Source organism: Mesorhizobium sp. M7A.F.Ca.CA.001.04.2.1 (genome assembly GCF_003998485.1).
Taxonomy (GTDB): domain Bacteria; phylum Pseudomonadota; class Alphaproteobacteria; order Rhizobiales; family Rhizobiaceae; genus Mesorhizobium; species Mesorhizobium ciceri.
This window is the reverse complement of record NZ_RZQT01000044.1, coordinates 1-25,681: the sequence shown is the minus strand read 5'-3', so window position 1 is coordinate 25,681 and position 25,681 is coordinate 1. Positions and strand designations below refer to the sequence as shown.

General features: G+C 58.4%; 28 protein-coding genes and 3 pseudogenes. 16 read left to right on the top strand and 15 right to left on the bottom strand.

The annotated features are described in order from the left end of the window. The first annotated feature begins 45 nt into the window (after positions 1-45). The 6 genes and pseudogenes from EN955_RS16190 to EN955_RS16165 all read left to right on the top strand — a co-directional run bounded on the left by EN955_RS16190 (position 46) and on the right by EN955_RS16165 (position 5,534). The gene (locus tag EN955_RS16190; protein ID WP_127223434.1) at positions 46-1,170 is read left to right on the top strand and encodes a hypothetical protein; all 1,125 of its coding nucleotides are present in this window, start codon (positions 46-48) and stop codon (positions 1,168-1,170) included. 150 nt (positions 1,171-1,320) lie between these two features. Further along, positions 1,321-1,656, top strand: coding sequence for a hypothetical protein (locus tag EN955_RS16185; RefSeq protein ID WP_024503103.1), 336 nt, complete (start codon positions 1,321-1,323; stop codon positions 1,654-1,656). A gap of 667 nt (positions 1,657-2,323) precedes the next feature. Next, positions 2,324-3,376 (top strand): hypothetical protein, encoded by a 1,053-nt coding sequence (locus EN955_RS16180; protein ID WP_127218525.1) that lies wholly within the window; start codon positions 2,324-2,326, stop codon positions 3,374-3,376. Between the two features lie 83 nt (positions 3,377-3,459). Next, on the top strand, positions 3,460-3,780 hold the full coding sequence (locus EN955_RS16175; protein ID WP_024503105.1) for a hypothetical protein: 321 nt from the start codon (positions 3,460-3,462) through the stop codon (positions 3,778-3,780). A gap of 33 nt (positions 3,781-3,813) precedes the next feature. After that, positions 3,814-3,981 (top strand): annotated as a pseudogene (locus tag EN955_RS16170) (MucR family transcriptional regulator); the annotation flags it as partial. Positions 3,982-4,271: 290 nt separating this feature from the next. Next, a complete protein-coding gene (locus EN955_RS16165) occupies positions 4,272-5,534 on the top strand; it encodes a hypothetical protein (protein ID WP_032899138.1) in 1,263 nt (420 codons plus the stop codon). A 40-nt stretch (positions 5,535-5,574) separates the two neighbouring features. Here EN955_RS16165 and EN955_RS16160 read toward each other — a convergent pair whose 3' ends face one another. The 3 genes from EN955_RS16160 to EN955_RS16150 all read right to left on the bottom strand — a co-directional run bounded on the left by EN955_RS16160 (position 5,575) and on the right by EN955_RS16150 (position 7,395). After that, a complete protein-coding gene (locus tag EN955_RS16160) occupies positions 5,575-6,099 on the bottom strand; it encodes a hypothetical protein (protein ID WP_024503107.1) in 525 nt (174 codons plus the stop codon). A gap of 43 nt (positions 6,100-6,142) precedes the next feature. Further along, on the bottom strand, positions 6,143-6,706 hold the full coding sequence (locus tag EN955_RS16155) for a recombinase family protein (RefSeq protein ID WP_024503108.1): 564 nt from the start codon (positions 6,704-6,706) through the stop codon (positions 6,143-6,145). A 416-nt stretch (positions 6,707-7,122) separates the two neighbouring features. Beyond that, positions 7,123-7,395 carry a hypothetical protein gene (locus tag EN955_RS16150; RefSeq protein WP_127218527.1) on the bottom strand — a complete coding sequence of 91 codons (273 nt, stop codon included), beginning with the start codon at positions 7,393-7,395 and terminating at the stop codon, positions 7,123-7,125. Positions 7,396-7,452: 57 nt separating this feature from the next. On the opposite strand from EN955_RS16150, the gene EN955_RS16145 reads away from it, so the two are divergent. After that, the gene (locus tag EN955_RS16145) at positions 7,453-8,169 is read left to right on the top strand and encodes an SOS response-associated peptidase (protein ID WP_024503110.1); all 717 of its coding nucleotides are present in this window, start codon (positions 7,453-7,455) and stop codon (positions 8,167-8,169) included. Between the two features lie 145 nt (positions 8,170-8,314). Here EN955_RS16145 and EN955_RS16140 read toward each other — a convergent pair whose 3' ends face one another. After that, on the bottom strand, positions 8,315-8,656 hold the full coding sequence (locus EN955_RS16140) for a hypothetical protein (protein ID WP_245265323.1): 342 nt from the start codon (positions 8,654-8,656) through the stop codon (positions 8,315-8,317). 260 nt (positions 8,657-8,916) lie between these two features. Here EN955_RS16140 and EN955_RS16130 point away from each other — a divergent pair, with 260 nt between their 5' ends. The 3 genes and pseudogenes from EN955_RS16130 (at position 8,917) to EN955_RS35415 (ending at position 9,725) form a co-directional block, all read left to right on the top strand. Beyond that, positions 8,917-9,126 (top strand): hypothetical protein, encoded by a 210-nt coding sequence (locus EN955_RS16130; RefSeq protein ID WP_024503112.1) that lies wholly within the window; start codon positions 8,917-8,919, stop codon positions 9,124-9,126. A gap of 15 nt (positions 9,127-9,141) precedes the next feature. Beyond that, a complete protein-coding gene (locus EN955_RS16125; protein WP_024503113.1) occupies positions 9,142-9,459 on the top strand; it encodes a hypothetical protein in 318 nt (105 codons plus the stop codon). After that, positions 9,449-9,725 (top strand): annotated as a pseudogene (locus EN955_RS35415) (hypothetical protein). Before EN955_RS16125 ends, EN955_RS35415 begins: the two are co-directional and overlap by 11 nt. On the opposite strand, the gene EN955_RS35410 reads toward EN955_RS35415, so the two are convergent. Both EN955_RS35410 and EN955_RS16115 read right to left on the bottom strand, forming a co-directional pair. Continuing rightward, on the bottom strand, positions 9,722-9,817 hold the full coding sequence (locus tag EN955_RS35410; protein ID WP_245462153.1) for a DUF982 domain-containing protein: 96 nt from the start codon (positions 9,815-9,817) through the stop codon (positions 9,722-9,724). The pseudogene EN955_RS35415 and the gene EN955_RS35410 sit on opposite strands and share 4 nt — an antisense overlap. A gap of 203 nt (positions 9,818-10,020) precedes the next feature. After that, complete coding sequence (locus EN955_RS16115; protein ID WP_024503114.1) at positions 10,021-10,383, bottom strand: hypothetical protein; 363 nt, start codon at positions 10,381-10,383, stop codon at positions 10,021-10,023. A 129-nt stretch (positions 10,384-10,512) separates the two neighbouring features. Between EN955_RS16115 and EN955_RS16110 the strand changes: the two genes are divergently transcribed. Continuing rightward, positions 10,513-11,025: a DUF2243 domain-containing protein gene (locus EN955_RS16110; protein ID WP_024503115.1), complete on the top strand. Its 513-nt coding sequence runs from the start codon at positions 10,513-10,515 to the stop codon at positions 11,023-11,025. Positions 11,026-11,358: 333 nt separating this feature from the next. Here EN955_RS16110 and EN955_RS16105 read toward each other — a convergent pair whose 3' ends face one another. Together EN955_RS16105 and EN955_RS16100 are read right to left on the bottom strand one after the other, a co-directional pair. Beyond that, positions 11,359-12,363, bottom strand: coding sequence for a hypothetical protein (locus tag EN955_RS16105; RefSeq protein ID WP_127218972.1), 1,005 nt, complete (start codon positions 12,361-12,363; stop codon positions 11,359-11,361). 8 nt (positions 12,364-12,371) lie between these two features. Then, positions 12,372-12,731, bottom strand: coding sequence for a hypothetical protein (locus EN955_RS16100; RefSeq protein ID WP_024503117.1), 360 nt, complete (start codon positions 12,729-12,731; stop codon positions 12,372-12,374). A gap of 107 nt (positions 12,732-12,838) precedes the next feature. Here EN955_RS16100 and EN955_RS16095 point away from each other — a divergent pair, with 107 nt between their 5' ends. Beyond that, positions 12,839-13,105, top strand: coding sequence for a helix-turn-helix transcriptional regulator (locus EN955_RS16095; protein ID WP_024503118.1), 267 nt, complete (start codon positions 12,839-12,841; stop codon positions 13,103-13,105). Between the two features lie 44 nt (positions 13,106-13,149). Here EN955_RS16095 and EN955_RS16090 read toward each other — a convergent pair whose 3' ends face one another. Both EN955_RS16090 and EN955_RS16085 read right to left on the bottom strand, forming a co-directional pair. After that, the gene (locus tag EN955_RS16090) at positions 13,150-13,410 is read right to left on the bottom strand and encodes a DUF3768 domain-containing protein (protein ID WP_245265324.1); all 261 of its coding nucleotides are present in this window, start codon (positions 13,408-13,410) and stop codon (positions 13,150-13,152) included. 179 nt (positions 13,411-13,589) lie between these two features. After that, positions 13,590-14,204, bottom strand: coding sequence for a hypothetical protein (locus EN955_RS16085; RefSeq protein ID WP_024503120.1), 615 nt, complete (start codon positions 14,202-14,204; stop codon positions 13,590-13,592). A gap of 578 nt (positions 14,205-14,782) precedes the next feature. On the opposite strand from EN955_RS16085, the gene EN955_RS16080 reads away from it, so the two are divergent. The 3 genes from EN955_RS16080 to EN955_RS16070 all read left to right on the top strand — a co-directional run bounded on the left by EN955_RS16080 (position 14,783) and on the right by EN955_RS16070 (position 18,153). Further along, positions 14,783-16,483: a DUF262 domain-containing protein gene (locus EN955_RS16080; RefSeq protein WP_024503121.1), complete on the top strand. Its 1,701-nt coding sequence runs from the start codon at positions 14,783-14,785 to the stop codon at positions 16,481-16,483. Positions 16,484-16,995: 512 nt separating this feature from the next. Then, complete coding sequence (locus tag EN955_RS16075; RefSeq protein WP_013533589.1) at positions 16,996-17,436, top strand: hypothetical protein; 441 nt, start codon at positions 16,996-16,998, stop codon at positions 17,434-17,436. A 378-nt stretch (positions 17,437-17,814) separates the two neighbouring features. Then, positions 17,815-18,153 (top strand): hypothetical protein, encoded by a 339-nt coding sequence (locus tag EN955_RS16070; protein WP_013533590.1) that lies wholly within the window; start codon positions 17,815-17,817, stop codon positions 18,151-18,153. Between the two features lie 26 nt (positions 18,154-18,179). On the opposite strand, the gene EN955_RS16065 is transcribed toward EN955_RS16070, so the two are convergent. The 3 genes from EN955_RS16065 to EN955_RS16055 are packed head-to-tail and all read right to left on the bottom strand — an operon-like array spanning position 18,180 to position 22,022. Continuing rightward, a complete protein-coding gene (locus tag EN955_RS16065; protein ID WP_024503123.1) occupies positions 18,180-19,079 on the bottom strand; it encodes an alpha/beta hydrolase-fold protein in 900 nt (299 codons plus the stop codon). A 23-nt stretch (positions 19,080-19,102) separates the two neighbouring features. Beyond that, positions 19,103-21,154, bottom strand: a complete 2,052-nt coding sequence (gene fhuB, locus EN955_RS16060) for a Fe(3+)-hydroxamate ABC transporter permease FhuB (RefSeq protein ID WP_024503124.1) — start codon at positions 21,152-21,154, stop codon at positions 19,103-19,105. Next, positions 21,147-22,022 (bottom strand): ABC transporter substrate-binding protein, encoded by an 876-nt coding sequence (locus tag EN955_RS16055; protein WP_024503125.1) that lies wholly within the window; start codon positions 22,020-22,022, stop codon positions 21,147-21,149. The genes fhuB and EN955_RS16055 overlap by 8 nt, the downstream gene beginning before the upstream one ends. Before the next feature lie 503 nt (positions 22,023-22,525). On the opposite strand from EN955_RS16055, the gene EN955_RS16050 reads away from it, so the two are divergent. Continuing rightward, positions 22,526-22,873, top strand: coding sequence for a hypothetical protein (locus EN955_RS16050; protein WP_032808338.1), 348 nt, complete (start codon positions 22,526-22,528; stop codon positions 22,871-22,873). Positions 22,874-22,959: 86 nt separating this feature from the next. Here the strand turns inward: EN955_RS16050 and ggt are convergent, their stop codons facing one another. Both ggt and EN955_RS16040 read right to left on the bottom strand, forming a co-directional pair. After that, the gene (ggt, locus tag EN955_RS16045) at positions 22,960-24,699 is read right to left on the bottom strand and encodes a gamma-glutamyltransferase (RefSeq protein WP_024503126.1); all 1,740 of its coding nucleotides are present in this window, start codon (positions 24,697-24,699) and stop codon (positions 22,960-22,962) included. A gap of 310 nt (positions 24,700-25,009) precedes the next feature. Continuing rightward, positions 25,010-25,681: pseudogene (locus EN955_RS16040) on the bottom strand (sugar isomerase); the annotation flags it as partial.

Here is a 25,681-nt window from a genome sequence, read left to right as displayed (position 1 = left end):
ATGAACAGGACCGCGGCTTGTAGTCCTCTTTTCCGACTAGGCTTTATGGCAGTGCTCCTCGTTGGCGCGCTGACGCTGCAAAGCGCATCCATGGCAGAAGAGACGAACTCGATCTTCCCATCAAACCTAACTGGCACTTGGGAGCCCAGTGTAGATTATTGTGGCAAGACCGATGCCGAAAAGACGGTAGGAACGGCCCTGATCATCTCAAATCCAGACGGCGAAAATAACGCTGGGCCGTCGTTTGTATTCCGCAGCTACGAAGGCGAAGGGGGCGACTGCAATATCCAATCAGCGAAGGCGGCGGGGCTTGCGTTGAGGTTAGACGCCCAATGCAGATCTGAGGAACAGCCTTACACGAAAGAATCGCTTCGGCTTGAGGTTGGGGCGGCAAGTGACGTCATTTCTCTACAAAGAGCTGCGGCAACGGCACCGGAAATATACTACCGGTGTTCTTTGCCCGTCGTGTCAGCACGGCGGGAGGCAAGTGAGTGTTTTGATATTTCAAAAGGGCAGCCGGAGCACTTGTTCGGCCAACTAACCTACCGGATATTCCCTGGATCACCAAATTTCGAAGATGTGAAGGCAGGAGACGAACCGGAGCCAGCCTACATACTCCGTCTAGCCTCGCCTATTTGTCTGACAGGGGATGAGTTCGTAAACGAGGCTGATCAAGTTTCCACGGTTCAGCTCTCTGGAAGCCCCGCCGTCGAAGCTTTGCTTCGTTCACTGGTAGGAAGCGAGGTTTATGTCCGACTTGCCGAGAAGGCGGGCGCGACCACGGCTCATCACCACGCGCCCCTCATGGCGACGGCCGTCGAAGTCAATTTAAGCCAAGATACCACTGACGAGTATGGGACCGCAGCCACCACTGTGAGAGCATTCTACTATGCTCTTGAGCAGGGTGACGGCGTTCAAGCAGCGCAATACGTAATCCCGGAAAAGCGGAGGCATGGCCCCCTCTCCGCTGCCGCGATCACCGCATTCTATGGGCATCTCAAGCAGCCTTTGCAACTGACCAGCATCGAGCCGCAACATGCCGACGAATTTCTCGCCCGTTACGGTTTCGCGAGCAAATCGGGCATTTGTGTAGGACGCTCCATTGTGCATACGGTTCGTAGGGGAAGCAAAAACCTCATATCCTCGATTCGAGCGTTAGATGGCTGCTAATACTTTCTTAGCTGTAACGGGTAGCCATGCCTTCCCATCTCAGTCACTCCGAATTCAAGGCCTACTGCCTTAGAGTTTGGGTCGCAGAGTGATTGCAAAACCAGCCGTCCACGCGGTGCGTTAAAACCGGCTCAAAATTGGAACCTCCACATGTCAAAGTTTGGCATCCTTCTTGTTCTTCTTGCGACTTACATCAATCCTGCCTCTGCAGCGTGTGATATCCGCTTGAAAGGGCCGGTCCCAAACTGCCCAGCCGTCGCATACAGCATTGAGGATTGTGATCAGACGTCAATGGTGGGAAAAAAAGGGACAAAAGTCTATTTCACTATAATTCACATTATGACGAACGGGATGGTGTTTGCCGGTGGTGGCCATGAAGCGGCAGTCGAGCTCAAGAACCTACTTTTCAAAAACTGTCGGTTCTCGTTTCTAGATCGAATGGATCAAGAAAGCCCAGAGTACGCCTCACACCTTGTGGTAAAATAGGATCGCAAAGTTGTCTCAATTCACTATGACGCGGGTTTCTTATATACTGATGGCATGCCTGTATGGGATATATAGGTCGCTCTATAACGTGCGATCCAAACATATAGCCAACCTTAAGTTCAAAACTTAACTGCAGCGACGGGATATCACTATGAATTTGCGCAGGTATGTGATGGGCGGGATGGCTCTCGGGTTATTGTCTGGACCTGCGCTGGCCTCAATGCCAGTCCTGACAGCTTCGCCCAATCCAGCGACGTCAGCGACCTGTACGCACTGGGCAATAGAGCAGGATGAGGACACCCTGTACATGTGGGGAGCTACCGAGAGCGGCGAATCTTCAAAAGCGGAAGCAATTCAACGGCTTATAGGGTCGTGTATGGGCCGCAAAATTCCCGATATCGTTGGTTGGGGCTCAAGTGTTGGGTTCGACGAAGCTTACTGCAAAAAACACGCTCGTGCCGCGATATGCGTTAAGGGCAAGAGCCCGGAAAAGCCCTAGGGGGTGTACGATATGCCTCGCACTGATATCACGGATTGTCCAATGACCCACTCCGTTGCGTCGCGCCTAGGCTCTGAAAATTATTAGTGCGGTTTTGATATTGGCAAACGCTCCGGTTTGATTAGAGTCGTCTAACGGTTAGTGTGGGGTGTAGTTTTGGCTTGTCGTTTGCTTCTTACTTCTGGGCTATTGCTGGGGCTGCTCAGTAGCGTCGAGGCCTCGCCGCTTTTTGAAATCAACTCTTGGATTGGCTTCCAGAATTACGATGCCACTGGATGCATCATGATCTCCCCGTTTCCGGACGGAAAGACCGGGCTGGCGGTGGAGATGGTTGATTCTGATGACATCACTATTGGTGTTCGCTGGATCGAGGCGGACTACTCAGCGATAATGGGACAGGACATTCCCGGCAAACTTCTTATCGATGGTGACCCACCTATCGAGGTCGTAGGGCACTTCGTGCAGAAAGACTACCTTCGATTCTCCTCTGAACGTAAGGGTCTGCTCAAGCATGTGTTCACCGCTGGACGGTCAATGAGGTTGGATTACGGGGATGGGGGCTGGGTTGCCGCACCCCTCAGAGGCACGACAAAGGCAGTGGAGCGACTTACCGCTTGTGCCGACAAGCAAAGAACGGCGGCGCAATTTGACCCTAAGCCATCGTCGTCTCAGAGCGTAGATAGCACTCCCAAATCCGATCAGCCCTCAGCCTCACCCTTCCCATCGTTCATTGGTGACAAAGGCTCGCTTGTTAATCAGAATTCTTTCCTCTCAATCTCTTTGGGGGATTTGATCACTAAAGAAAAGCTTCAGGCAATCTTCCCTATGACTGACATCGAGTTTCAAATGTACCCGGAAGATGGAGAATGCACGGATGGTTGTTATAACATTGCAAGCACAGATAAGGAGTCGTTTAAGGCGTTCTTGAAGGTCAATAAGAATGGCAATTTGCTAAGTTATTCTTTCTCCGGTTCCTCGGTGTCAGATTCAAACGGAAACAAGTCCGGCCAACCCTTTAGCGAGATTAAGGTATTTTCCGAGATCAAATGCGAAAGCGGTTACTCCATGATGTGTTCTACGACGCCTGACGCCGTTCAATATATAGATCCGGATATTTCTTGCGATCTTAAAGACGCCCTCACAGAGACAGCCGACGGAATATCGTTTGTTAAGGACCGCTCCTGTTTTAAAATCACATCCTTCTTTTTTGACAAAACCTGATCTTTTTGGGCACTGACAGTCAGCCCGACTGTCCCATGTGTGATTTCTCACGCAACAGATGAATTACGCTGAAGGAGATTGGAATGTTGAAAGCCGGGATCTGCCTTGTAACTGCTTCCCTTGGCATCAGCGTCGCAAAGGCTGATACTTTTGACTACCGATGCAAGTTTGGCGTCAAAATCTATCCCCTTACGGTGGATACCGACGCAAACACTCTCAAATGGAGAGGCCAAACTTACCAAATAACTAAGTCAACCTCCGACAGTGACTATAGCGTGTGCGCCAATTACGGATGGCACGTAGAGGGCAACCGCACGTCTTTTGACTTCTGTACCGCAACTCAGGGGTATGGGGAAATTAAAAAGGAAGGAGAGGTTCAAGCGCAATGCGACATCAAGAGCTGACGCTTAGTCAGTCCTACACGGCGGGAAGCGCTAATTGGGGAGTCGGTGTTTCCCGACTACATTGTGAGCCTAGAGGGTGGGCGCAAAGTCAAATCAATGAAGCGCCACCTCGGTTTGCTGGGCATGACCCCGGACCAGTACAGAATCAAATGGGGTCTGGCGAAGGACTATCCTATGGTCGCGCCAAGCTACGCGGAATCGGCTTGCCTCTGCAACTAGACCTCGCGGCTAGCCATTCAAAAAATCAGGGACGCGATGATGATCCCGACGCTCGCGAATGACCCTGCCGCCTTCATTCGTTCTTGAATTTTAGTGATACCTAAAATATCATTTTCGAATGTCTGGATGCGGTTTTACAGAATGGGCTCGCCGATATGGTGAGTGCGTGGTGATGTCGTGACGATCATCTCTGAGGCCGCCAAACATAGCCTTTGGCCGTCCTCAGCCTTCGACCATAATGGACTGTCTCGTCCTGTCACCGGTCACATCTGATGTCCCGACACTTCGCGAACGAGGCCGACTTCCACCAGCGCATTATCGACAATTCCGACGCCTTCCCTGCTCTGTTTCGGGGCGCACCGGCGGCTCGTACTTTGTTTTGGGCTCATGAGCTTACACTTCATGATGCCGGTCGCGGCGGCGGAAACGGAAGTGCTGACTTGATGACCGTCGACGAGACCGGGATGGTCTGGCTTATCGAGGTAAAGTTCAATTTCTCGCTCGAATCTGGAACACAAGTTTGGCACGGCCAACTGGCGAGGTACCGCAATGCGTTGATGACAATGAGCTGGCAGGAGATCGTGCGTTATACGCATCGGTTCCTTACAGGCTTCGAGCAGACCAAACCTCAGCTTCCCCTCCGAAAGAATGCAGGCAGCCTTGATGAATGCATCGGCGAGTGGCTGGTCGCGGCCGAAGCAGAAGCAGCCCCTGATGGCTCGATTGCGTCGATAATGGCGGAGCGACTTCGTTCCGGCAATTTTGGTATTATGCTGGTGTCGGATTACTTCAAGGCATCGGATCGCGCCGCGGCCGAATCCTTTGCGCACACGGTGCATGGCGGCCCAGTCGCATATGCAGTCGTCAATCCGGATGAGACCGGGTTTCATTGGCACGTAAAATACTTCCGGCCGGGAGCCGATCCAGGGTCGGTAATAAGTGCAAGTGTGACGAGCGATTTCGTGCCGGAGAAAATGCAGCTCGTTACACCAACCCGGCTTCGCTCGCTAGTATCTCCCGCCTGTCGCAATCTTCTCGACGCCATCGTCTATCCTCGGCTTCACGCACTTGGCTGGAATGAGCGGCACGTGGCAAAGCGTAGTGCATTCAATGCTATTATTCCCGTTGGCGGAAGTTCGATTCCTCTTCTGGTTGTCGGCACATCTGAACTGGATGCGAAAGCGCTGGAGCGTCACGCTAAAATCGACGGTGGTCAGACGCTCAAGATCAATCCGCGTTTCAAGGCAGTCCTGAATCAAACGGGGAATCTGGCCTTCGTAAACACCTACATGAAGCGCTTCTACGAATTGGGGTGGCGTGGTCGTAGGCGCGAGAACAAGCATTTACGTTGGGGAGTAACAGATATCTCGGCCGAGGAGATCAGCGCATCAGAAGCTGCAATGATCTACTATCCTGTTGAAGATCAACGGGACCATAGTGGTAGAGAGGGTGACGCTGAAAACCTGTCAAATTTCTTTGCCGCTTTTGACGAAATGATTGCGTCGATGCCGAAAGCTACACTGGCTGGCGGTTAGCGTGCCTTCTCGGTGATGTATCCTCTGCCAGCCCGAGCATTCACGTCGAGCCAAGCGCCCGGCGGAGGTCCGCCAACTCGGAAACGAGGCGCTGCCCCGCGGTCTGGAGCGACTTAGCTATTTCATGGGCCTCATTCTGTTCGATGACTACGGCCGTGCGCTCTGGCTGCTTTGATCGGAAAGTAAGCGTCCGCAGCACGAGCAACCAGTTACCTTGTTGGTCAAGCACAACTTTGCCGACGCCGTGAGCCAGCGAAGCGCGCAAGCCCTCGTGGGGACGGAAGGCCGACAGCGCTGCCGCCGATGCTTTCCCCTCCGAAGCGAAGGCCCCAGTGGTCCCAATCAAAGTCGCCAATTCTTCGAAACGGTGTCCAACCAGATGGGGTAGCTTTGCTGCAGCGCCGTCCATCGTCGTGCTCGCCATCACGAGAAGTGTCTCGCTAACGGCCACCTCACTCCGCGCAAATAAATCGAGGCAACGTCCACGCCATGCGTTTACGGCCGTGATGGCGTGAAGCCACTGATCGTTGCTGTAAGCAGGAATGGCTGTCGTCTCGGTATCCATTCGGAAACACTATATTAGCTGTGGCGTACCAATACGTTGGCCGCTACGCGCCAGCAAGAGCTTCGCCGCCTTTAAGAATCCGATAAATCTGCATTCTTGAGCAGCCTACTACCCTAGCGATTTCCGCAGGTCCCTTTCCGTCTGCGTTCAACTGAAGTATCTGGTCGCGATCAAGCCGCTGTTTACCGCCTCTGTAGACACCATCACCCTTGGCCTTTTCAATGCCCTCTCGCTGCCGCTCCTTGATAAACCGCCTCTCCATCTGAGCTACCATTCCCAAGACCGTCAGAACGATGTGGCCCATCTCACCACGGGTCGAAACATGTGGGTCGAGGACAGTGACGAAGGCCCCCCGCTGCTCACACTCGTGGATCAAATTCAGAACGTCGCGCGTGTCACGACCAAGCCGGTCGAGCCGAGTGACGACCAGTTCATCCCCCGGCCGTAGAAAGTCGATGATGGTGGCAAGCTCCACTCGGCCTTCGCGGTTGGCGCCAGAGACCTTCTCCGAGCGGATGATGTTGCATCCTTCGGCCTTGAGCTTGGCCATTTGCGTTTCGAGATCTTGGTCGACGGTGCTGACGCGGGCATAGCCAATGCGGCTCATTTGTGTCACCTCAAGGTTTAGGCCCGAGGCTACACTGTCACAAATAGTCGATGTCAACCCAGATGTTACACGGCCCTTGCCGCGTCATGTGACGTCACCTCAGGGCATACCCTGATGCTATGCGATGCCAGCGTTGCGCGTCCTCGTCAAAGCGGTGCGCAAATAAACTTTTGTGTTCGCACCATCTGAACCCACTTTCCAATCCCCCGCTGATTTTTTCTCGGGCAGCCGTATGCTTGACACGACAAATAGGCGCGATTTTGCCCCTCTTACTCTGAAGTTAAATTTGGATACCGAGGCTGTGTGCGTTCACAGTTGCTGGCGAACCCTTTGGGCTAGACAACTGAGCAAACGACATTCGATTGCAGCTTAACCTTCAGATCCAGCCCACCATGCTGCCCGACCGTATCAGTCGTCTAGCGCTCACCAAGCTGAAACTTGGGATCGACTGGAGCGCTGGTTTCGTCGACGACGCTATCGTATTCTCGGCCAATGAGGACGAGCACAAAGCCACCGAAAAACGTTACGCTGGTGATGGCAATCAAACCGAGCGCCCACCATTCGGGCACTGAGAAATACCAAGCCCAGCCGAGTGCTTGGAGCAGTGGCGAGATCACCAGCATCCATGCGCCGTAGACACCATCGGTGTTAAGGCGGCTTCTTGTGGTTACCCTGTATTTGATCGGCACGTTTCCTCCCCGGGCACCCCATGGTGTCTGACCTATTTTTGATGCAGCTTAGTGGCCATGTGCAACCTCTACAACATCACCACGTCGCAAGAAGCCGTCCGCCAGTGGACCCGGACTTTGCGCGACATCTTAGGCAACCTTGAGCCGTCGATAGACATATATCCCAACCAGTTCGGCCCGGTCGTACGCAACGCATCAGACGGCGCACGTGAGCTTGCCAATTTGCGCTGGGGAATGCCGACGCCATTAGACCGCGTTAGGGGCAACGCCGACTCCGGCACAACTAATATCCGCAATCCGCAATACGGCCACTGGCAGCAGTATGTCGGCGTCGAGCATCGCTGCGTCGTGCCGGTGACGAGCTTCGCAGAGCCCAGCCCCACGCGGAATGACAAGGATCCCGAGACAGGCGGCATTCAGCGGAACTTCTGGTTTGCCCTGAACCAGGACCGCCCGCTGTTCTTCTTCGCTGGCCTCTGGACCCGCTGGCAAGGGGTGCGCAAGGTCAAGGAAGGCCCCGGCGATCACGAGGTTTATGGCTTCATGACCACCAAGCCGAACGCCCTGATTGCGCCCATCCACGAAAAAGCTATGCCCGTGATCCTGACGACGCCGGAGGAAACCGAGATATGGCTTACCGCCCCATGGTCTGAGGCCAAGCGCCTGCAGCGAACGGCACCGGATGACGCCCTTGTGATTGTCGAGAAGCCCGCGACGCAGATCAAGGTTCCCGAGCAGGCACCACCACCGCCAAGACAAGGCTCGTTGTTCTAGTGGCTGGCCTTCGGATACTGTCGCATGTAGCACCGGGCCTTGCGATTGCCATCTTTCTTGAAATCTTGGCCGTGGTGTTTGTTCGTCGTAACCGGCGTTAGCAAATCGGCGGCAGGTGATTGAAATGCCGGGCTGTTAGCGCCAGTTATTCATCCCTCCAGACCACGCGCCGCACCATGCGGATTTCAACAAGCCGCCTCACGCGTATCCTCAGGCCCTCGGATGCACTTGGCAGCAGGATATCGACGTCAAGATCGCGACGTTTGCACCGCTCGCAGCGCATGTGCCGGTCAACGTCCCAAAACGGAATGTCCCCCACCAATTTGGCGAGGTCACCCGGCAGATAGTGCCGCGTGATGTTGCAGTTGACACATCGGACGCGGATCAGCTGACCAACCTCATGTGCTTTGCACAGGGTCTGCACGAGGCGGCGGGGTTTTCTGGGCTGCTCCGGCATGGCCAAAAATAGGAATGAGTTCCTCGCCATGTCAATTCGCCCTTGACATTTATGTTCCCTTTTTGTTCACTGTGACAATGCAGCGTTTGGAGTCATTGCCATGGACCGCATTGTGACACTCAACAGTCGCCAGGAGGCCGCCCTCCAGGCTCACGCCGAGGATTTCATCGCCGTCCACAGGGCGACGTGATGAAGGCGCTCAAGGAAATGATCGTGCTCAATGGGCATCTTCAGGAACGACTTGACGCCCTCGCCGCACCTCGCCGCGCGACACGTTAGGAGGAGCCGCAATGGGTAGGATGCACTTAGATGCTGCAGCTAAGGCCGAACTGCATTCCGAAGCGGAGAAGCTCATTGCCCGCTACGACAGCCCGCTTGAGACGGTGAAAGCGCTCATGGCCTACAACTGCGAGCTTGAGACCCAGATACTCGCCATAGCCCATCGGCATCCCGGGATTGTCTCAATCGGATACGACGATACGCCGCCTGTTCTGGGATGAGAGTGACAGTGCTCCATGCAAGAATTTATCGAGTTCATACAGAGTAACTCTGCGTTAGTGGTCGCCAATCCAGCGGCCTTCGCCACGTTTGCCGCGTTGTTCGGCGGCGCCGGATTTGCAGTTGGGCGTTATTTCCTTACTGAGCGCATCGCCAATCTGGAAAGTCGGATTGCGAGGCGTGACGAGGAGATTACGGACCTGAAAGCCAAGCAGAAAGCACCAGAGCCGGAAGTCCCTGTGCCTCTATTCGAGATGACTGAGGTTCTTCCCCCTGCACCGCTCAACTTCAACCGGCTGTTAGTCCAGCGGAAAGACAGCCTCCATGTCGGATAATTTGCTCCCCCAACAGAAAGCACCCAAGCTGATCGTTGTCACCGCCTTCGACCGCGATGAGACCGGCGACCTCCAACCCGTCTTCGGACCGGCAGAGCAGCCGACTGAGGATCGAGCGATACGGACTGCGAGGGGACTGGCGGGCAAGCATGCTGGCGTCATTGCGTGGTCGCGCGATGCCAACCCTTCGCTTGGCGAATATGGGAGCCCACCACTTTGTCGGCGGCGACGTGCCGGATAGCGTTGGCTTGGCCCGGCAGATCTAACCGGGAGGGAGGAACATGTTTTCCTCCTTGGCAGCTGCTTCGAATGCCTTGCGGGCTTCTTGAGGTGGTATCTCGTCGGCCAGAGCGGCCATGCAAACGCGCATCGCGTAGTCCCATTTTGCCCTTTGTTGGTCCACTTCATGAGTTGCTCGGCGGCACCCTGGACATGACTAACCCCGTAGCGAAGGCCAGGACGTTCGGTCTGACGTAGACGGGAGGGTTGAACCAATGGAGAGCCATGAGCGCTATTCGCTGCCATCAATGACAAAGGAGAGATTCAAGGAGGTCGCCATCATCAAACCTTCGCCCTCCGCCAACCGGCCCACCAAGCTTCCCATTGGGAACAGAACCAGCGCTCGCCTCGGGCTGAGTTCACGCGCGTCGCCAGATAATATTCCTGGCCGGGCATGTGATAAATATGCTCGCCGCGCTCATTGATGTTCCCCTTGATGTCGCAGCCCGCCTTGCGAAAGACAATCTTGCTCGATGAGCCGCCCCCGGTATGGACCCGCGGGAGTTGGTGCTGATCGTTGGTCGCAACATAGGCGAGGAACGTAAATCCAAGCAGCGCTAAAACCAGCGGAAGGCGAGCGGCAATAAGCGAGCGCCACCAAGGCCTTCTTGCTCCCGCCGACTTGGGATGAACTATTCTGCCCATACCCTCTCCCGCGAGGGAGAATGCGTCCGTCAGAAGCGAAAGTCTATAAGCGCAGATCGCGGGTACTGGGTCAGTTTGAAATCCAGCCTTGATCGGCGAACAAAGCTGGCTTTCGTCGGTTTGAGGGCCATGGCTACAAATTCGGAAGACCGACATTTCCCCACCGCCGCAGGCATTCTGCTTGGCCTTGGCCTAGGCGGTTTCTTCGACGGCATCGTTCTGCACCAAATTCTCCAATGGCATCATATGGCGACGAGTGCCGGTTATCCTGCTGACTCCTTGGAGAACTTAAAGCTGAACACATTGCTGGACGGTCTTTTCCACGCCAGCACCTACATATTCACGGCAGTCGGGTTGCTCATCCTGTGGCGGACAGCGCGGAAACCTCACTTCTGGTGGTCGCCTAAACTTCTCTTCGCAACCATCCTTATGGGCTTCGGTATCTTCAACGTGGTGGAGGGGATCGTTGATCACCACCTTCTTGGGCTGCACCACGTCAACGAAACGGTGCCCCAGGATCAATGGATCTATTGGGACGTTGCGTTCCTGATCTGGGGTGCTGCCATGCTGATCGGCGGCTGGCTTCTCTGGAAACAGGGCAAGCGCGAAGCCCGCGCTGAAGCCCGCTACATTTCAAACTGACCCACGACCAGATAGCGCGGTGGTTACGCCTTAGCTTTGCGCTTCGCCGGTGCCTTCTTGCGTTACATCGGAGCGCAGGCAGCTTCGCTGGTTGAGCGGATGACCGAGGAGTAGAGGGCGAGTTGGGCGGACATGTTCGCCTTATAGCTCGGACCCTGCACTAGGCAACGAGGATATCTGGCGGAAGGCCCGGGGATAATCCAAATTGCGGCTTATGTGTAACTTATACAACATCACGACCACCAGAAGCCATCCATCAGCGGACTTGGCAACCTTGAGCCATCTGGATGTCTATCCCAATACGCTGGGCCCTGTGGTGCGCAATGCATCTGGTCAGTGAGCCCAGCAATCGGCTTGGGTTATATTCTTGAATTGCTTTCCATCGGCATCTGCAAAGGTGAGTCGGCTGTTCGCTACGTCGTAGATCGCAAACCTTTTGCGCCCACGCAATGCTCCTTCAATGAACATCTTTTGCATCGCATGAAATTGCATATTCTCGTCATCGCTAAGGCCAGTTGAAGCCCCCGTCGTTCCTGCGAGATAGTCTGCCACTGCAATCATTGAGAACGCGATTTTATCACCGCTCCGGAGGACATCGAAAGCCTTGACCTCTCGTCCTTCGATCACGAAATTGCCGGTCGACGTGAGTGCGACCTGCACAACGCTCTCGGGGTCTTCTGTTCCCATGTTCACGACCCCCAGCACTGCTGTGCCTCTCGCTGAGCAAGTCATTTCTGATATACGGGCCTCAGAGGAACTTTGGTCGGCGAAATTCTGGAGGCTTGGTGGTTCAGCTGCGGTCGAATCTGCTGTTCCGCCATTTTCGGTAGGCGCCGTTTGTTGCGTCTGGCCCGTTTCGATGGCTTGCAGTTTCTCATTGGTGACGTTGTCCAATTCGTTCCATTCTTTGGATTGCCAGACCTCGACCGACTCGTTGCGGATCCTGATCATGTCGGCTCTGATCTGGTTCAAAGCGGGCCGTGACGAAGGGTCTGTTGGAAGAGCTCGAGCTTGTTCTGTCAGTTTGGCGAGTTCTTGTTCGGAGGCATTCGCCTTGGCTTGGCTTGCCTCAGCCATTGACGCTTGTACTCGTGCGTCTTCGAGTCGGCTCACTCGCACCCCCAAAATTACGTCGTAGTTTTCGATGGTTGAAGTCTCGGAGTTGCACTTACCGGCAACCTCCAGCAGAGCGTCAATCTGGGCCACGCTTAGATCTTCAAAGGCTTTTCCCTGAAAGTAGTTGCCGCCTTGCACCAATTCGTCGCACGTGGGCTGCGCGGCGACCGCGGGATGCAACAAACAGAGAATGGTAGCGGCGGCGATAGCAATCGCCTTCATCAGAGGTCTCATTTTGTCTTGGTCTCCGCTGCCGACCCCGCCCGGCCACGCCGCGCGCTTCTCCATGCGAAATACGCCATGGCGGCGAGGATCAGGTCGGCGAAGGCCCAAATCTTCATATCAGTGAATGAGCTTGCCGCGATGAAAGCAAACAAGCTGCCGACGACGAAAATAATCGCCGAGACCAGCGGCAGGCCGAACGCAAAGGCGCCGCCGACAAAGAACAGCAAACCCACGAGAACGCCAACCGAGCCAGCGCCCGCCAGATCATGATTGGCCGCAATGCTTCCGCCCGTCGCCACTGCGCAGGACTGCAGCATCGAAATCATGCCAAGCAGAATTCCGATAATTCCAACTGCGATTTTCATTTCACTCCCCCAAGCAAGCACATGAATGGTGCAATCCCCCGAAATTGGAAATAGGGGACTATTGGTCCGTCGATTGTCAAGCCGTTTGTATTGCCTTCTTGCCCACGATGAACGTGCGCAAGATCATTGGTTGGAATCTCCGTAAGCTGCGTGTCGAACGCGGGCTGTCGCAAGAGCGGCTGGCGCTGGCGGCTGAGATCGATCGTTCGTATGTCGGTCGCGTCGAACGCGGTTCTGAAAACGTAACGACCGATACGCTGGAAGCTCTGGCGAAGGCACTTGCCGTTCCGGCTGCGGCTCTTCTGACCGAACCTCCGACGGGGGCTCGTGAGCCGTCGCCGCTTTCGTCGGGAAGAAAGCCGAAGGTGGGTTAGACGAGCGAGGAACTGCGCCCCAGTGCCCTGTGCAGGGGAGAACATCAGTACTCCTCCGGCAGCATGACGGTCATCACCCGGATCGTGACTGCGGGGTCCGAGGCGTCAGGCGATAGGTTCGCCAGAGCGCGGTCATAGTAGTCTAGCTTGAAGAATAGCTGCCGATCGCCGACGTACAACAGAGCGCAGTCGTGGGTGTCATAGGGGTCGTTGTTCTCGTCGAACGCGTCGAAGTTGGCGATGGCCAGCAGAATAGCGCCGATCTCTTGCGCAGGCAGCGCGGCGACACCGGCGGTCATCACCATGCGCCCACCAGCGCCGGTCTGGCGCAGTTGGTCGTTTAGAGTCCGAATACGCGCGGTTCGATCAGCCGCCGTTAGCCGACCGACGCGCTCTGTTGAGCATGTCATGGGTGGTTCCTTCGAATGGATGTGTGACTGAAGGGGTGGCGGGCCGGATCGAACCCGGCCCGTTTGTAGGCCGCTTATTTCTTCGCCAGCTGGCGGGGGTGGATCAGGCCGAGCTGGTAGTAGCTGCGGTCGACCTGCGGGGCTTCCGGGTAATCGCGGAACTTGAGCGTGAAAATACCCTTGGCTTTCGCCTTCATGATGCGAGCTTCGAAATATCCCTCGTCGGGTCCTTCCGATGCCAGCACCATATCGCCGACGGCCAGCTTCGCCCAAAGGTCGCTATCGTTACCGCCAGCGGCCCCGCCGCCACCATCGCCCCCGCCACGGGCCGCCACTGCCTCAGGCGAGCCCGCTGAAGCGTTTTCGGGGCTGTCGGCGGCTTTGTCGTCGCCCGGCCCGCCGTCGCGCTCGTCAGCGACGCCCGCAAGCGCCGCGATACGGCTGTAAACCTCCGATTTGACGAACGGCACGAAAGCCTTGCCGCTGTCGAAAAGCTTGCCAGCCGGAAGGCGCATGACGATCTCGGGTGCTTCGCCGGGCTCAACGCGGTGCGAGTGCATCCCCATCAGCCTCGCTGCGCTTTCCGCCGCCTCGACCTCGGGTAGCAGGAACACCGAGGCGTGGGGCTTGCGTGTCTCATCGCGGCCAAACACGATCAACGATCGGGTGGTTTCGGAGGCGACATTCATTGTCTTGCCTCCAGATATGACAAAGGGCCCAGAGGGCCCCTTAAGGTGTGATTTGAGCGGTGCCGACATGGTGTGTCGGGTCGATCTGTCAAAGGCATGTCAAAGCTCCTGTTAGTGTCTGGCCCAGCCCCGTCGGTCGACGCAGCTTGCAGCAAACAGTATAACAGGAATATTTTCCTATTGTCAAGAATCAATGCAAAATCAATTATTTAGGTTGGCCAGCGTGTCTCAACGAGACATTGTTCCCCAGGATGTTCTTGGCCCAGAAAGAGCAACACAATGTCGGCGCTTACCGCTTCGGCGGGCGAAGTCTCGGTGTCGATGCTTGCCCAAGCGGTAGACGAGTACATATGGGAGAATGTCAGCTGTCAGCTTCTGGCGTTGCCTTGGATGCCGCTGGCAGTTACAGGTGATACGGCCTTTTCGATTCTACTTTGCCACCCGTGTCTTTGACACCTTCGCGGACCACATCGCGGAATGGGCGGAGGGCAGTTCCTTCGTTCGGCGCAAGGTCGCGCTGCTTTCTTTCTTTGGCGTAGACAACCTCGGCAAATGCCGGGCGTTGGGGGGGGGCAAGTATGGAATACATACCGGTTCGCGTGAGCGACCTTATCCGACAATTGAATCGTGATCTGTACCTTCCTGCAATCCAACGGGAATTTGTATGGAGACCTGAGCGGATCGAACGCTTGTTTGATTCTATGATGTCAGACTTCCCGATTGGTTCATTTTTATACTGGAAACTGGAGCAAAAGAACAAGGACGAGTGGCCGGTCTACGAGTTTATCCGGGACTTCGACGACGAAGACCCGCACAATCCGGCGGCCAATATGTCAGGAATCACGAGGGATGTTACGCTGGTACTTGATGGCCAGCAACGAATAACCTCACTCTTCATCGGACTTCGTGGTTCATATAGATACTTCCACTATCGGTGGCGCAAGTTGAAGTTATACTTAAATCTGCTTAAAGCCCCGACGCCCAATGAGGAGAACCCGGAAGAGCTCACCTATAGCTTCGCCTTCCGCGAGAACGAAGAGCCGAAAGGGGACAAACCCCAGATCTGGTATCCGGTTGGTCGAATCTTGGATTTCGAAGACGCTGAAGACGCTAAGGCGGATATGAAAGCCCGCCTTGCCGCTGTTGGCGAGGAGCAGCGCGACAACGCCCAAAGGCTGATCGGACGCCTGCATAACCGCGTCCATACAACTCTCATAGGAAACTACTATGAGGAGAGGTCTCAAGATTATGACAAGGTTTTGCAGGTGTTCGTCCGCGCAAATTCCGGCGGTCAGCCCCTTGAATATTCCGACCTTCTCCTCGCAACTGCTACGGCCAAATGGGATTCGCTTGATGCTCGAAGTGAAATTCACGACTTTACGGATTCTCTTAATGACATTGGAACTGGATACAACTTCGGGAAAGACTTTGTTCTTAAGGCAAGCCTCTACCTAACGGACGGCCTGCCAATTCAGTACAAAGTGAAGAACTTCACGAGGCAGAACCTTCGTCTGATCGAAGCCAATTGGGACAACATCAAGCAGGCGCTTTCCACAACGGTCAGGCTGATTTCTCGGTTCGGCTTCAACAGCAAGAATGTGGTGGCTCCTTTGGCTCTGCTTCCTATCGCGCTTTATATTATGAAGCTCGGCAACTGGTCATTTGATACGTCGTCAAGTGTTAAGGACGCCGAAGCACAAGTGACAATTCGCAAATGGTTCGTGTTTACGACGTTGAAGAATGCGTTTGGCTCTTCGACGGATACGACGCTGAGCCGCTTGCGAGAGTTGCTGAAGGATTGCAACGCGACGACGCCTTTTCCGGCTATTTCGCTCTACAACTCGCTGGGCATCGAACCAAGATTGAGTGAAACGGAAATCGCCCGCATTTTGGAGTACGGCTATCAAGGGAGATACACAAATCTCGCCCTTTCCCTATTGTATCCCGATCGCGATTGGAAGGATGCCGTCTTTCACGAAGACCATGTCTTCCCCAAAACCGAGTTTCAGTCGAGTAAGTTGAAGAGTAGAGGGTATGACGAGTCGAAGGTTCAACTCTACCTGAGCAAATTCAACACGCTTGTGAACCTCCAGCTTCTGACAGAATCGGAAAACCTCTCCAAGAACGCCACCCCGTTTGACGAGTGGCTCGAGACTCGGGAGCCGCCATTCCGAGCGCGGCATCTGATACCGGACCTTTCGGTATATGGATTTGATGCCTTCGGGGAGTTTCAGAAGAACCGAGCCGAGCTGATCGCGGCGGCATTGAACAGAGAGTAATGACGGCCCCACCTATGCTCAACCTGCGACTTCAAAACCACGCCTCATTCCGGAATTCGAGCGAAACGTATTTTTCGCCCGGTGGCTGAGCCAAGATACGGAAGCGTTTGAGGTCGAAGTCCGGCAACGAACGCAGAAAGGTCAGGAGGAAGGCGGACAGGACGCATAAGAAATTGCCGGAGCCAGCGAAGCAGGACCCGCAAAATGTAGACGAAAGTAGCCAGAACAAAGTTGTTGGCAATGACCTCGATTCGACTTTACACCACATCGGTGTTACACAGGCTGTGAAATAGGGCCGCCCCGGCGATTGATTTTGTTAGTTTATTTCTGCGTTCTGCCCTTTCCGCCTCTGGCACCATCCCCTCCTGGTCCGTTCTGGGCACCCCCGTCGCGTCGCCGCCTGCATCGCCAAGTGGAATCACTTTGCGCACATTAGCCCGCCGGCGGATTTAATTTGCTTGGCCACCCCTCAACCCTAGGGCAAACTGCCCGTTGGGGCTGCAGGAGGTGAAATGAGAGCACGCGCAGCAACGCTTGGGGATCTGGAGGATGTCTTTCGCGGTCTGTCCAAGCGGATGTCGGACGAATACGTCGCTGCCGGCAAGGACAGCAAGATCGCCTACGACAACCTTATGATGAATTTGAAGGAGGGCCGCGCGCACGCGCTTGTCGAGGGCGACAAGGCCGTGGCGATCATCGCCTGGCATGAGAACAGCGACGCCGCCGACACGCTGTTCGCCGCACGGGAGGACTTCTTCCGGGCCACGACCGTCCGTTTCTGCAAGCGGCATATCAGGCATATCCAGGCGCTCGCCGGCAACCTCGCCATCCATTCGCGCAGTTGGCTCCAGGGGCCGGATGTCGCAAGATGGTTCGGCGTCATCGGCTATGTCGAGCGCGGCCGGGAGAACGGCGCCACTTTGTTCGAGCTGCCGCCGGCTCGCATCGGCTAGGAAACCCTGGGCTGGTCAAGATCCCTTGCCGCAAACACCGCCACCCTCTCGCGATCGCCCGCACAGGTTCGTCGATGCGGGTCACCGTCTTCGGCTCCAGGATCCCTTGCTCGGCGGCCTTCTGAACTGCCTTAGCAAGCGGCTTGCGCCGGGCGCCGATTGGCGGGATGTTATGGGAGGGCAACCGGGGGGCAAACCGGCACGCCGAGACAGATATGGCTGCTGGAAATGTCACGAGCTTGCTTCGCCTTTCTTGCCTTTGTTGCCTTGGTGAGGCCGGTAGGGGCAGGCGAGTGGACGTCTCATCTGCTTGACCGCCCAAGCCTGGCAACCGCCTATTTTCGCCAAGCCGATCTTGTGACTGCATACGCGACCGCAATGGCGCGCTTCCGTCTGCAGCTCGCAGGGCGTGCCGGCGAAAACAACCTTGCGGTCCCTCTCGAACCACTGCTTTTGCGGGCGGAATTCCGTGCGCGGACATGGCGCTCGGCGGACGGCAGCCTGTTGCAAGGCTTCGCCGGCAAGGGCGGCTTCCGGCTGACTATCGGCAACTGCCTGGCGCGCATCTGCGCTGCCAGCGAATGCAGCGATGCCGGTTGGCCGGTTTACGCCTGCAGCGACGGAGGCAAGCGCAAGATGTCCGTCACGGATTTTGTGACGGCAAACTTCGGCGGCGTCTCCTACCGCCGATTGAGCGCCTCCCCTTCACAGGAATGACAGCGCCGACCCTCTTGCTGCGGCGTTCAGCAAAGGGCGGCGTCCCTCCTCACCGCAAACGCCGCCTGCACCGCGCGATTGACGGTGACCGGCAGGATCGACATGTGGTTCTCGCCGGCATGCAGTTCGAAACTGGCGCGCACGCCCGGGAGAGCGTCAAGACGCTGCGCCATTGCCCGCGCGAATGCGTCGGTGCGTGTCACCTTTTTCTGCTTCAGGCGCTTTTCCTCGTCCTCGGCGCCAATCTGGAACTGCGCCAGCTTCTCGGTCTCGTACTCGCCGGCCGACAGGATCATGGTCGCCGCCAAACCATCGGGAATGGCGGCCTCGAAGGCTTCGAGAAAGCGGTCGATGACACGGTCTTCCCAGTAGATGGCGGGGCTCGCCGCGATCCAGGTCTGAAAGGAAGAAGGCCGCGCGAACAGGGCGTAGAGCGCAAACAGGCCACCGAAAGAATGGCCGTAAAGCGCATGGCGGCTGGCATCGACCGTGACCCGGCTGGCGACCCACGGCTTCAGCTCATCCTCGATGAAAGCAAGGAATTTCCCTGCCCCACCGGTCCGGACTTCGGACGTGCCCTCGTAGAAGGGCGGGTAGGTCTTGCCTGGCGGCGGGCCGAGATCCCATGAGCGGCGCAGCGGATCATAGGCGCCGTCGACGGGATATCCGATGGCGACGATGACGCCCCAGCCGACATTGGTGCCCGTGGGATAGAAGGCCTGCGCGCGCATGGCGTCGACCGCCGTGCCGATGACGGCGTTGCCGTCGGTCATGTAGAGGACCGGCCAGCCGGCCTCGGGCACCGGCCCGGACGGCACATGCAGGAATATCCGCCAGGGGGCGCCGCCCTGCGCCGGAACGAGATCGTGGACCGTCGTGTTGGCGATCAGGGCTGGCGTCGCGTTGGACATGGATATCTTGGACATGGATATCTCCAGGGGCAAAACGGTCAGCGGCGGCGCAGCAGCCACATCAGCACCGGGCCGCCGATCAACGTGGCGACGAGACCGGCCGGGATCTGGCGCGGGAAGATGGCGATCCGGCCCACCCAGTCGGCGGCGACCATGATCAGCGCGCCGGCGAGCACCGCGCCAATGGCCTGCGGCAGCGCACGGGAAAGGCCAAGGCGACGAGCAAGATGCGGCGCCATAAGGCCGATGAAGGTCAGCGGACCGACGATCAGCGTCGAAGCCGCGGTGAGTGCCGCGACGGCCAGCAGCACGAGAAGCCGCGCCCTCTTCAGGTTGATGCCAAGGCCCTGAACGGCGGCGGAGCCGAGCGGCAGGATGTCGAGCCAGCGCATGAAGAAAGGCGCGAGCGCGAAGAGGCAGACCGCGATACCACCGGTCAGCAGGGCGTCACCGACATCGACGCCATAGGTCGAACCGGTCAGCCAGTTGAGCAGCAGCATGGCGCGAGGATCGCCGGTCGCGGTGAGCACCAGGATCAGCGCGTCGAACAAGGCCGTCAGAGCAATGCCGGCAAGCAGCAGCCGCTCCGGCGCATAGGCGGCACGACGGCCGATCGCCAGCGTCACCAGCAAAGCGGCGAAGGCGCCGATCGTTGCCGCCGCCGTCTGAACCGGGCGCCCGGCATCGACGAGCGCAAACAGCGCCACCATCATGCCAAGGGCGGCACCGGCACTGATGCCCAGCACTTCGGGGCTGGCCATCGGATTGCCGGTCAGCCGCTGCATCATCAGCCCGGCAAGCGCCAGCATCGCCCCGGCACTCAGCGCGGCAAGCACGCGAGGCCACCGCCACGACAGCAAAGGCTGCAGCTCGTCGCCGAAGGCGAAGGTCCAGCCATGCGGACCCGGTCCATAGAGCAGGGCCAGCCCGAGCAGCAGAAGCAGAGCCAGGCCGAGTGCCATCAGAACAAGGCCGGGCCGGCTTGCGCGCGGCAGGCGCACGGCCATCAAGGTCGGGGCTTCCGAGCCAAACGCAAGGCGCGGCAACAGCCAGAGCAGCAGCGGCGCACCGAGAAGTGCTGTGATCGCTCCGGTCGGCAGCAGGTCGCCTTGCGGCCCGGTGGCGATCTGCACGCCTTGATCGGCGGCCCACAGCAACACGCCGCCGATCAGCGGTGCCATCACCAGTTGTTGGCCCAGCCGCCGGGCACCGCCGATGCGCGCGAGCGTCGCCGCGGCCAGGCCGACGAAGCCGATGACGCCGACAGCGGCAACGACAAAGGCGATCAGCGCGACGGCGGCCGCCAGTCCGGCGAAGCGATAGGCGCCGAGCGGCACGCCAAGGCTGCGCGCGCCTTCATCGTCGAGGCCAAGCAGGGTCAGGGGCCGCACCATGAAGAAGATCGCAAGCGCAGCAGTGCCGATGCGTGGCAAAAGCCACAGCGTCGTCGACCAATCCTGCTGGCCGAGCGAACCGGCGCCCCAGATGAACAGGCTGGCCAGCCATTCGTGCCGCAGCACGATGAGAGCGGCACCGATGGCGCCGGCATAGAGGCTGACCACAAGCCCCGCCAGCACCACCGAAAGCGGCGACAGGCCCTTGTGCCAGGACAGAGCGATGACGGCGGCAAGGGCCATAAATGCGCCGGCCAGCGCCACCCATTCGCGGCCGAAGGCAAGCAGGGACGGTGACAGAAGCGTCGCCAGTGCCAGTGCCAGATAGGCACCGGCCGAGACGCCGACGGTTTCAGGCGAGGCGAGCGGGTTGCGCAGAACCTGCTGCAGGACAGTTCCGGCAAGCCCGAGCGCCGCACCGCACAAAAGGCTGATCGCAAGCCGGGGCAGGAAGGCATAGTGGACGAGCACCTGCCGCATGTCAGCGATGTCGGGAGCGGCGAGCGATTGGAGCCAGAGCGCCGATGGCAGTTGCACGGTGAGGTTCGAGACGGTTGCCGCTGCCGCAGCCGCGAGCAGCACCGCGCAAAGCAGGATCGCGCCTACCGGCTGAGTACCAGGAGAACTCCTTGGCAAGGCGCGGCCTGACGCCGCAAGCTTTCCTTCTTGAGTAACGGCAGCGGCATCCTCAGCCATGGGCGGCCTCCGCGGTCATCGCCGATGCCAGGACCCGGGCAAAACGGCTCGCGGATGGAAGCGCGCCAAACATCAGGACGGCAGGAAGGCGCATGATCGAGCGGTTGCGCACGAAGGGCATGGCATTCCAGACCGGACTTTCGGTCAGCGTGCCGCCGGCGCCCTCAGGCAAGGGTTCGAGATAGGCGAGGCGCGCATCGCTGGATGTCGCCAGCCCGTCGATGCCGACGGTCGAAAACCCCCAATAGTTGGTCTCGGCCGTCCACGCGTTGCTGAGCCCGATGCGGTCGAACACCTCCTGAAACAGGCTCTTTGCGCCGTAGACGCGCACATTGCGCGGGTCCAGGAAGCTGACGACATAGATCGGCCGTGCCGAAAGCGGCGCCAGCTGCTGGCGAACCTCCAAAAGATACGCGTCTGTCGCCGCGATCAGCGCCTCGCCTTCGCTTTCCTTGCCGACAAGCCCGGCGAGCTGGCGCGTCGCCTCGAGCGCGCGCCGATAGGGCTGCCCGGCCTCGGTATAGAGCCCGATCGTCGTCACTGGAGCCACGCGTTCGAGCAGCGGCTTGATGCCCTCGAGATACGGCATGGACAGGATGATGTCGGGCCTGAGCTGCTGCAGGAATTCGAGATTGGGCTCGAGCAGCGTGCCGAGATCGGCGACGTCGGGCGGCAGCCGCGGCTCGACCACCCATTTCTCCCAGACCTCCCGATCGGCAATGGCGACCGGGCTGACACCGAGCATGAGCAAGGTCTCGGTCAACCCGTCATCCAGGCAGACGATGCGCAACGGACGGGCTTCAGCCGTGGAGGACCTCATGCCGGCGAACGGCAGCGAAAAAAGCCCGAGCGCCTGGCGCCGGGTCATTCGGCTGCGCAAATGATCGGGCGCGGCTCTCGACTGGGGCTCTTGGTCTCTCTGCAATGCGGCCGGCCCTGCTTTTCGGGGGTTGGTCTCCAGTGACCACTGCCCGGTGACTATGAAACATGAGTGTACTAGTCAACATTTAAGATGCCTGCCCAGTCAACTTTCACGCGACCGCATGCCAAGCGCAGACGCCCACTGGCCGCAAGGCGATTCGCCCGTACAACAACCTGTGCGACGTCACCGTCCGAATCACGGTTTGCGAAGCCCAATCCGCGCTTCGCATCATTTTTCCTCCACGAATGCATTCCATGATAGAGGGAGCTACGGTCGCCTTTGGGCAGCCGTTTCCTGGATTGCCTGAGAGACCAAAGACGGCCAAGAACCAAAAGCCGGCAGCAAGCCGCCACCTGAAGACGTCAAGGACCGGTCGAACGCATCAAGGCAGCGTGATCGGGTTGCACTCGGCAAGGCTTGATGATTTGTTGCCGCTATACGGAGAACGAATGATGCGAGAGCCTGCCGGTCAAGACGAATACGGGTCGACGAACCCTTTCGATCCGGACGACCTGCCAACCTTGAACGCAATCGGCCCGAGCATGGGAAGCGGCAATGATTTCGAGAGATATGCCGTTGCCGTGATCATCGTGTTCGGTGCGCTGATCATCGGCGGGCTGATGGCCGCATCGATGGTCTTCGGGCACCGCAACGGCTTCCTCTTCGCGCTTGGCGGCGCCACATCCGCCTGGATCTCCGGAAATGCGCTGCTGCTCGACCGGCCGCGCATCTATGCGCTGTTCGTCGGCATTGCCGCCTTGATGCTGGTTGCGTCCACCCTCACGCTGGTCTTGTGACGGTCAAGTCGGTGTGAGCCGATCCACTTGAGCAGCGGGCGATCAACCCGAATCGCCACGCTGCTCCAAGCTTTTCCTCCGAGCTGTCAGTATCCGAGCGCCTCGCCAGAGGCCGCGCGGCTGTCGATGGCGCCGTTGTAGCGCGCGCCGCCGCCTTTCTCGATTTCCGCCAGGCTCTTGCCGCCGACCAGGATGCCGGCGGCCTGACCCCAGGTCTGGTCGGCGAGATCGAGGTGATATCCCATGCCGGCCAGCAGCTTTTCTGTGTCCGGCGACAGGCCGAACGGCTCGACATACACCTTGTCGGGCAGCCATTGATGGTGGATGCGCGGCGCGTCGATCGCCTCCTGGATGTTCATGCCGTGGTCGATGACATTGACGATCGCTTCCAGCGTGATGGTGATGATGCGCGAACCGCCGGGGCTGCCGATGACCATGAACGGCTTGCCGTCCTTGGCGACCACGGTCGGGCTCATCGACGACAGCGGCGTCTTCTTCGGCTGGATGGCGTTGGCCTCGCCCTGGACCAGGCCATAGAGGTTGGGCACGCCGGGTTTCTGGGTGAAATCGTCCATTTCGTTGTTGAGCAGGATGCCGGTGCCGTCGGCGACGACGCCGGCTCCAAAGGAACCGTTCAACGTGTAGGTGACCGCGACCGCATTGCCTGCATCGTCGATGATCGAATAATGCGTCGTCTCCTTGCTCTCGCCAAAGCCCTTCGGCATCAAATCCTGCGACACGCCGGCCCGGAACGGGTCGATCTTGTCGCGGATATCCTTGGCATAGGCCTTATCAAGCAGTTTCGAGACCGGGTTGTCGACGAAATCAGGATCGCCAAGCGCTGAATTGCGGTCGACATAGGCGTAGCGCATCGCCTCGACCATGACGTGGACCGTCTCGGCGGAACCTGCGCCGAGATAGGACAGCGGATAGCCCTCCAGCACGTTGAGGATTTCGCAGATGATGAGGCCGCCGGAGCTGGGCGGCGGCGAGGAGGTGATCTCGTAGCCGCGATAGGTACAGGTCACGGGCTTGAGCTCACGCACCGCATACTGCTCGAAATCCGGCTTGGCGAGAATGCCGCCCTTGGCGCCGCTCGCCTTGATGATGGCGTCAGCGATGGCGCCTTTATAGAAGGCATCCGTACCCTTTTCGGAAATGGCGGCGAGCGAGGCGGCGAGGTCGGGCTGAACCAGCCGCTCGCCGATGCCATAGGGCTTGCCGTCGGGTTTCAGGAATATGGCGGCGGCCGCGGGGTCCTTCGCCAGCCTGTCGGCACTGCCGGCAAACGAGGCAGCGTCGCCCTGATTGAGGATGAACCCGTCCTTGGCGTAGCCGATTGCCGGCGCCATCAGATCCTGGCGGGACAATTTGCCGTATTTTTCACGGGCCATCTCGAAGCCAGCCACAGAGCCCGGTACGCCGACGGCGAGATAGCCGTCGAGGCTGGCGCCCTTCACCGGGTTTCCGTCCTTGTCGAGATACATGGTTTTTGTCGCCGCCAGCGGCGCCCGCTCGCGGAAATCGAGAAAGGTCGATTTGCCGTCCTTGAAGCGGATGGTCATGAAGCCGCCGCCGCCGATATTGCCGGCATTGGGGTAGACGACGGCGAGCGCATAGCCGACGGCAACCGCCGCGTCGACAGCATTGCCGCCCCTCTTCAAAACGTCGATGCCGACTTCGGATGCCAGATGCTGGGCCGTCACCACCATACCGTGCTCGCCCTTGGCCGGCGCCGGCGAGGCGGCGAAGACACTCGTCAACGGCGCCAGGACAAAGGTGATGGAAAGACTGGCGGCGATCAGTGTCCGACGGTTGAGAGGCATGGCGGTTCTCCGGGCGGGGGGATGCCTAGAAGACCGTGTTGGACGGATCGAGTCCACTAACAATTGAGGGAGCACGAGAAAGAGCCCCCTCACCCGGATTGCCAACCGAATTGCGAAGGGCAATTCGGGGCAATCCGACCTCTCCCCGAGGGGAGAGGAGGTGTCAGCGCTGACGCCAGTCTCTTCTCCCCTGCGGGGGTGAGGCGTGGTCCGCGCAGCGGGCGAAAAGCCAACTGCTTGGCTTTTCGAACAACAAACGCCCGGAGGGCGGTGGCCCGCAAAGCGGCCGGATGAGGGGGCCGGCTCGGCCTCAGACAATGCCGCCCGAACCGCCAGCGACTGCAGGGCGTTCCGCTGCAACCTTGGCGCGGTAACCCGCCGCTCGATAGGCGGCGACCGGGTCGATGGCGCCGCCGGTCTTCAGCCGCGCCATGGCGAGGATCGGCTCGACATCGGTGCGGTAGGCCGCTTTCAGCGTCTGCGTCGCCATCAGCGCGTCATTGCTATCCTGAAAACCTTCCAACGCCTTGCGGTCGACCAGCAGCGCCTGCGCATAGGCGCGCTGCACCTCGACTGCCGATAGCATCAGGCTTTCGATCGGATCGGTGACGTTGTGGCTCTGGTCGAGCATGTGGGCCGGGTCGAACCCCTCGGCGCCGGAAAGTTCGGCGTCGACCAGTTCGTTGAAGACGAGGAACAGCCGGTAAGGGTCGATCGAACCGGCATCGAGATCGTCGTCGCCATATTTCGAATCGTTGAAGTGGAAGCCGCCGAGTTTTTTGAACTGGATCAGCCGCGACACGATCATCTCGATGTTGACGTTTGGGGCATGGTGGCCGAGGTCGACGAGACAGAACGCCTTGTCGCCCAGCTCCTGCGCGATCATGTAGTTGGTGCCCCAGTCCTGCACGACGGTGGAATAGAAGGCCGGCTCGTACATCTTGTGCTCGCTGAACAGCTTCCAGTCGGCGGGCAGTCCGGC